5 protein-coding genes are annotated in these 6,000 nt (G+C 60.4%); all 5 read left to right on the forward strand.

What is annotated here, in order from left to right; translation table 11 throughout:
- The first annotated feature begins 66 nt into the window (after nt 1-66).
- The 5 genes from smpB to glmS all read left to right on the forward strand — a co-directional run bounded on the left by smpB (nt 67) and on the right by glmS (nt 5,527).
- Entirely contained in the window at nt 67-558 is a 492-nt protein-coding gene (gene smpB / locus CLV65_RS06300) for an SsrA-binding protein SmpB (RefSeq protein WP_094691904.1), read from the forward strand.
- Between the two features lie 16 nt (nt 559-574).
- Nucleotides 575-1,495 carry an ABC transporter substrate-binding protein gene (locus CLV65_RS06305; RefSeq protein ID WP_244569260.1) on the forward strand — a complete coding sequence of 307 codons (921 nt, stop codon included), beginning with the start codon at nt 575-577 and terminating at the stop codon, nt 1,493-1,495.
- An 84-nt stretch (nt 1,496-1,579) separates the two neighbouring features.
- Nucleotides 1,580-2,563 carry an amino acid ABC transporter permease gene (locus CLV65_RS06310; RefSeq protein WP_094691902.1) on the forward strand — a complete coding sequence of 328 codons (984 nt, stop codon included), beginning with the start codon at nt 1,580-1,582 and terminating at the stop codon, nt 2,561-2,563.
- A 15-nt stretch (nt 2,564-2,578) separates the two neighbouring features.
- Nucleotides 2,579-3,421, forward strand: a complete 843-nt coding sequence (locus CLV65_RS06315; protein ID WP_420848431.1) for an amino acid ABC transporter ATP-binding protein — start codon at nt 2,579-2,581, stop codon at nt 3,419-3,421.
- A 219-nt stretch (nt 3,422-3,640) separates the two neighbouring features.
- Nucleotides 3,641-5,527, forward strand: a complete 1,887-nt coding sequence (gene glmS / locus CLV65_RS06320) for a glutamine--fructose-6-phosphate transaminase (isomerizing) (protein WP_100346287.1) — start codon at nt 3,641-3,643, stop codon at nt 5,525-5,527.
- Nucleotides 5,528-6,000 lie beyond the last annotated feature (473 nt).

Consider the following 6,000-nt stretch of genomic DNA (forward strand, 5'->3'; position numbering starts at 1 on the left):
TCTTAGTTCCGCGGGTTGCAGGTTACTAGGATTGAAAAGTTACTAGGATTCCAAGGAGGCGAAGCCGTGTCATCGAAGAAGTCGAAGTCAGATGGCGCGATTGTGACGAACCGTCGCGCGCGTCATGATTACGAAATCGAAGACACCTATGAGGCGGGCCTCGTGCTCACCGGCACCGAGGTCAAAAGCCTGAGGGAAGGCCGTGCATCGCTCGCAGAAGCGTTCATCGACATCGATCGCAGGGGAGAGGTGTGGCTTGAAAACGCCAACATCCCCGAATACCTCAACGGCACATGGACGAACCATGCCCCCAAGCGTCGCCGCAAGCTGCTCCTTCACGCCCAGCAGATCGCCAAGCTGTCACGCCAGACCGAGGCGAAAGGCTACACGATCATCCCGCTTGACCTTCATTTCAACGAGGACGGCAGGGTGAAGGCCACGATTGCGCTTGCGCGCGGCAAGAGGGAATACGACAAGCGCCAGACGCTTCGCGAGGAACAAGACAAACGTGATGCCCAGCGCGCCATGCGCGCACGCAACATGCGGGCAATGGGCTGAGGCTCGAAGGAGAAGTATGGGCAGAGGACGCATATTCCGCGCTGTGGCAGCGGTGCTGTCACTCATCGTCGCTATGGCAGGGCTGGCAGGCTGCGGCACATCCGATGGACTCGACAGCCTTGCCAAGTCTATCGACCTGTCCGATGTCACGAAGGACGAGGCCATCGCGGCGATGCTGCCGGATTCCGTGAAAGCGGACGGTGTGCTCACCATCGGCAGCGAAACGACTTTCCCGCCGGCTGAATTCCTGACGGAAGACAACAAGACCGCCATCGGCTACGAAATGGATCTCGCCAAGGCACTCGGCCAGGTGTTCGGACTCAGCGTGGACGTCCAGTCCAGCTCCTTCGATTCGATCATCCCCTCGGTGGGCAGCAAATACGATCTGGGCATGTCCGGCTTCACCATCACCGGTGAACGTGAGGAAAGCGTCAACTTCGTCAGTATTTTCAGCGCCGGCATGGTGTTCATCACCCAAAAGGGCAATCCGAAAGGAATCGACCCCACGAAGGACGGCGACCTGTGCGGTCGCAAGGTCGCGGTGCAGCAGGGCACCGCCGAGGAAGACGAGATCACCGAAATGAACGATGACTGCGTCGCAGCCGGACGCAGCAGGATTGAAATCCAGCCGTATCCGGGGCAGACGTCGGTTGCCACGGCAGTCGTCGCAGGCAAGGCCGATTTGATGGATGTGGATTCCCCTGTGGGTGATTACGCTGTCAAGCAAACGGAAGGCAAGCTCGAAGTCATCGGCGGTATGCATGGCGTCGCCCCACAGGGCATCGTGGTCGCCAAGAATGACATGGACACTGCCAAAGCCGTGCAGGCGGCGATGCAGAAGCTCATAGACAACGGCACCTACATGAAGATCCTCAAGGCGTGGGGCGTTGAATCCGGCGCAATCGACAAAGCCGAGATCAATCCCAAGGTTGACTGATCCTTCCCAAAGCCGCATCCGGCACCACACCGCAACCGTTAGCAATCGTTACAACACCCAACAATGCCCAGGAGGGCACGCAGCATGAGCGAGAAAAACAAGAAGGCCAAGCAGGCCGAACCAGACATTCCCAACAAGATTGACGCATTGCCCCAGCGTCGCCCCGGCCCCATCATCGCGGCGGTCATCGTGGCGGTGCTTGCCGCGCAGTTCATCCACATGATCATCACGAACCCGAACTTCGAATGGCCGGTCGTGTGGACGTATCTGTTCAACGAGCATGTGCTCACCGGCGTTGCATGGACGCTGTTCCTCACGGTCGCCTCGATGGTCATCGCCATCGTGCTCGCCGTGCTGCTCGCCATCATGCGCAAATCCTCGAACCCCGTGCTGCGGGGCGTCAGCTGGTTCTACATTTGGTTCTTCCGCGGCACGCCTGTGTACACGCAGCTTGTGTTCTGGGGTCTGATTTCCGTTCTCATGCCCAAGATCAGCCTGGGTATCCCCTTCGGACCGGAGTTCTGGACGTGGGACACCGCCGATATCTTCACCGCATCGCGCGCGGCAGTCCTCGGCCTGGCGCTCAATGAAGCGGCGTATCTTGCTGAAATCGTGCGCGCCGGTCTCGAAGCCGTCGATCCCGGGCAGCGTGAGGCAGCCCAGGCGCTGGGCATGGGGCCGAGCCTCATCATGCGCCGCATCATCCTGCCTCAGGCCATGCGCATTATCATTCCGCCGACCGGCAACGAAGTGATCGGCATGCTCAAGACCACGTCGCTTGTGCTCGCCGTGCCGTTCACCCTCGAACTCCAGTACGTCACGACCACGCTCGCCAACCGCGTGTACAAGCCGATCCCGCTGCTGCTCGTCGCCGCAATCTGGTACCTCGTCATCACTTCCGTGCTCATGGTGCTCCAGTCCAAGCTCGAAAAGCATTTCGGCAGGGGCTTCAACGGCCAAGGCGCGTCGGTCGAGGCGATCGGCCCGGCGGATTCCACCGAGACGCGCAGGGCCGAGGCAAGTGCCGAGGACCGTCAGGACGTGCAAATGATCGGGCTCAACGCCTGAACGGGGGAGCGGAAAATGACAGCGAAAGACACGAACATGGCACAAGACACCACCAGCAGCAAGAAGCAGGCATCCGGCTTCGCACCGGGTGAGCCTGCCATCGACGTGCGCAATGTGCACAAGGCCTTCGGCCCACTTCACGTGCTCAAGGGCGTGAGCATGCAGGTCATGCCCGGCACCGTGACCGTCGTCCTGGGGCCTTCCGGATCGGGCAAGTCCACGCTCCTGCGCATGATCAACCAGCTGGAGACCGTCAGCGGCGGTGAAATCTACGTCGGCGGCGAGCTCCAAGGCTATCGTCACGAGAACCACCGTGGCACGGACCGCTTGCGCCGTCTGAGCGACAAAGACATCGCACAGCAGCGTTCACGCATCGGCATGGTGTTCCAGCGTTTCAACCTGTTCCCCCACAAGACGGTGCTGGAAAACGTCATGGAGGCGCCCGTGCACGTCAAGGGCATGAGCAAGGCGGACGCGAAGGCCGAAGCCATCAAGGACCTCACGCGTGTGGGAATGCAGAACCGCCTCGACCACTACCCCTCGCAACTTTCCGGCGGACAGCAGCAGCGTGTCGCCATCGCGCGCGCCATCGCCATGCACCCCGAAATCATGCTGTTTGACGAACCGACCTCCGCACTCGACCCTGAGCTGGTGGGCGAGGTGCTGTCTGTTATTCGTTCGCTTGCGGACGATGGCATGACGATGGTCGTGGTGACTCATGAGATTGGTTTCGCACGCGAAGTGGCCGACCAGATCGTGTTCATGGACGGCGGCGTTGTGCTGGAGAAGGGTGGTCCCGAAATCATCGACCATCCGTCCACAGACCGCTTCAAGGGGTTCCTCGCGTCCGTGCTGTGACCTTCTGAGCGGATTCCTGTAGCAGCCGCCGCAGTGGCTTTTGCAATGCCTGTTGCAATGGCTTCTGCGGCGGTCTTCTATAACGCCCCGTGACGGGCTTCCGCGGCGGTATCGGTGGCTGTTGGTGCAACCGTTGTGGGGTCGCACCAACAGATTGCGGAGTACGCTGTGCGCTTCACGGCGTGGCGGCGTATTCGATGTCCGTTACAATCATGAGACATGTGCGGAATCGTAGGATACGCGGGCTCGGCGCCCGCCAGCGAAAAGCCCCTGGAAGTGTGTCTGCAAGGCCTCAAGCGTTTGGAATACCGCGGGTATGACTCTGCGGGCGTCGCATTGGTGGCCCCCGGCATGAACACCGTGGTGTTTCGCAAGAAGGCGGGACGCCTGAGCAATCTCGTCAATCAGATCAAGCGCACGCCCATGCCGGACGCGACGGTGGGGATTGGACATACGCGCTGGGCGACGAACGGCGCCCCCAGCGACGTCAACGCCCACCCGCATATTTCGCAGGACGGCAAGATAGCGCTCATCCACAACGGCATTATTGAAAACGCGCAGCAGCTCAAGTTCGACTTGCAGGCCGAAGGTTATTCGTTCAGCTCCGGCACCGACACAGAGGTTGCCGCGAAGCTTCTGGGCAAGATCGCCAACCAGGTGATCGAAGAGAAAGGCGAGCCTGACTTGTTCGAGGCCCTCCGCCGTGTCTCGCGCATGCTCACCGGTGCGTTCACGTTGCTTGCCGTGGATGTACGCCAGCCCCAGATTGTCGTGGGCGCCCGTCATGATTCCCCGCTCGTTGTGGGATTGGGCGATGGCGAGAACTTCCTGGGCTCTGATGTCGCCGCTTTCGTCGCATACACGAAGCAGGCGCTGGAGCTGGGCCAGGACGAGGCCGTGTGCATCAGCGGCACTGACGTGACGGTCACGGACTTCGACGGCAATGCGGTCGATGCCAAGCCCTTCACCGTGGACTGGGACGCCTCCGCTTCCGAAAAAGGCGGCTGGGATTCCTTCATGGACAAGGAGATTCACGAGGATCCCGAAGCCGTGAAGAACACGCTGCTGGGTCGCGTGGACCTCGACGGTCGCCTCAATCTCGACGAGCTGCACATCAGCGAGGACGTGTTCCGGTCTATCGACAAGATCATCGTCGTGGCGTGCGGCACGGCATCCTATGCTGGGCTCGTGGCGAAATACGCCATCGAGCATTGGGTGCGAATCCCCGTTGAGACCGAGCTCGCCAGTGAGTTCCGCTACCGCGATCCGATTCTCACGCCGCGCACGCTTGTCGTCGCCATCTCACAGTCGGGCGAGACGATGGACACGCTCATGGCGTTGCGCCACGCACGGGAGCAAGGTTCGCGCGTGCTCGCCATCTGCAACACGCAGGGAAGCTCCATCCCGCGTGAATCCGACGCCGTGCTCTATACGCATGCCGGTCCCGAGATCGCCGTGGCGTCCACAAAGGCCTTCTTGGCGCAGATCACTGCTGCTTACCTGCTCGGCCTCTACCTGGCGCAGGTGAAGGGCACGATGTATCGCGACGAGATTTCCAACACCCTTGAGGCGCTTGCCGCCATGCCGCCGAAGATCCAGCGTGTCATCGACACGCAGTCGGACGTCGTCAAGGACACGGCACGTCGTATGGTGAATGCCCATTCCTTCCTGTTCCTCGGCCGTCACGTCGGCTATCCGATTGCGCTCGAAGGTGCATTGAAGCTCAAGGAAATCGCCTACACGTTCACCGAAGGATTCGCGGCAGGCGAGCTCAAGCACGGTCCGATCGCGCTCGTTGACGAAGGCGAACCTGTCGTGGTCATCGTGCCGCCGGCGCGTGGGCGCAACATCCTTCATGCCAAGGTCATGAGCGCCATCGAGGAAGTGCAGGCGCGCGGCGCGTTCACCATCGCCGTCGCCGAAGAAGGCGATGAGAATGTGGCGGATGTGGCGGACGTCGTGTTCTGGCGTCCTGAATGCCCCACGCTCATGAGTCCGCTCGTGGACGTGGTGCCGCTGCAGCTGTTCGCAATGGACATGGCAACGCTCAAGCACTACGACGTGGACAAGCCCAGGAACCTCGCCAAGTCGGTCACCGTGGAGTGACGCTTGCGGAACGGAACCATTAGTACTGTGGAGTGACGCTTGCGGAACGAAACAGTTATTACCGTGGAGTGACGCTTGCGGAACGAAACAGTTATTACCGTGGAGTGACGCTTGCGGAACGCAACCATTAGTACTGTGGAGTGACGCTTGCGGAACGAAACTGGAAACACCGTGGAGTGACGCTTGCGGAACGAAACCATCATTACCGTGGAGTGAGTCCGATTTCACGGATGGCAGGTCATCCGATACCGTGCATCACACATATGCGGCGGAATCCGATAGGGGATTCCGCCGTTTTTCATTTCTCCATACCTTGATTCACAGATTTGATGGCGTTCGCGCATCAGAAAAAACGAACTTACAGTGAACTCGTTACCCGGTAGTGCCCGAAAGGTTGCGCACTTTGGATCATGCCCGTCCATGGCGCGATGATCAGTTCGCTTCCTGCAGATTGTCATCGAGCCGGGACATGT

The organism is Pseudoscardovia suis (assembly GCF_002797875.1).
GTDB classification, from domain to species: domain Bacteria; phylum Actinomycetota; class Actinomycetes; order Actinomycetales; family Bifidobacteriaceae; genus Pseudoscardovia; species Pseudoscardovia suis.

What these genes read in the sequence shown, in the direction of transcription:
- CLV65_RS06310 (WP_094691902.1), top strand. Translation starts at nt 1,580, where the DNA reads ATGAGCGAGAAAAACAAGAAGGCCAAGCAGGCCGAACCAGACATTCCC.
- glmS (WP_100346287.1), top strand. Translation starts at nt 3,641, where the DNA reads ATGTGCGGAATCGTAGGATACGCGGGCTCGGCGCCCGCCAGCGAAAAG.
- CLV65_RS06315 (WP_420848431.1), top strand. Translation starts at nt 2,579, where the DNA reads ATGACAGCGAAAGACACGAACATGGCACAAGACACCACCAGCAGCAAG.
- CLV65_RS06305 (WP_244569260.1), top strand. Translation starts at nt 575, where the DNA reads ATGGGCAGAGGACGCATATTCCGCGCTGTGGCAGCGGTGCTGTCACTC.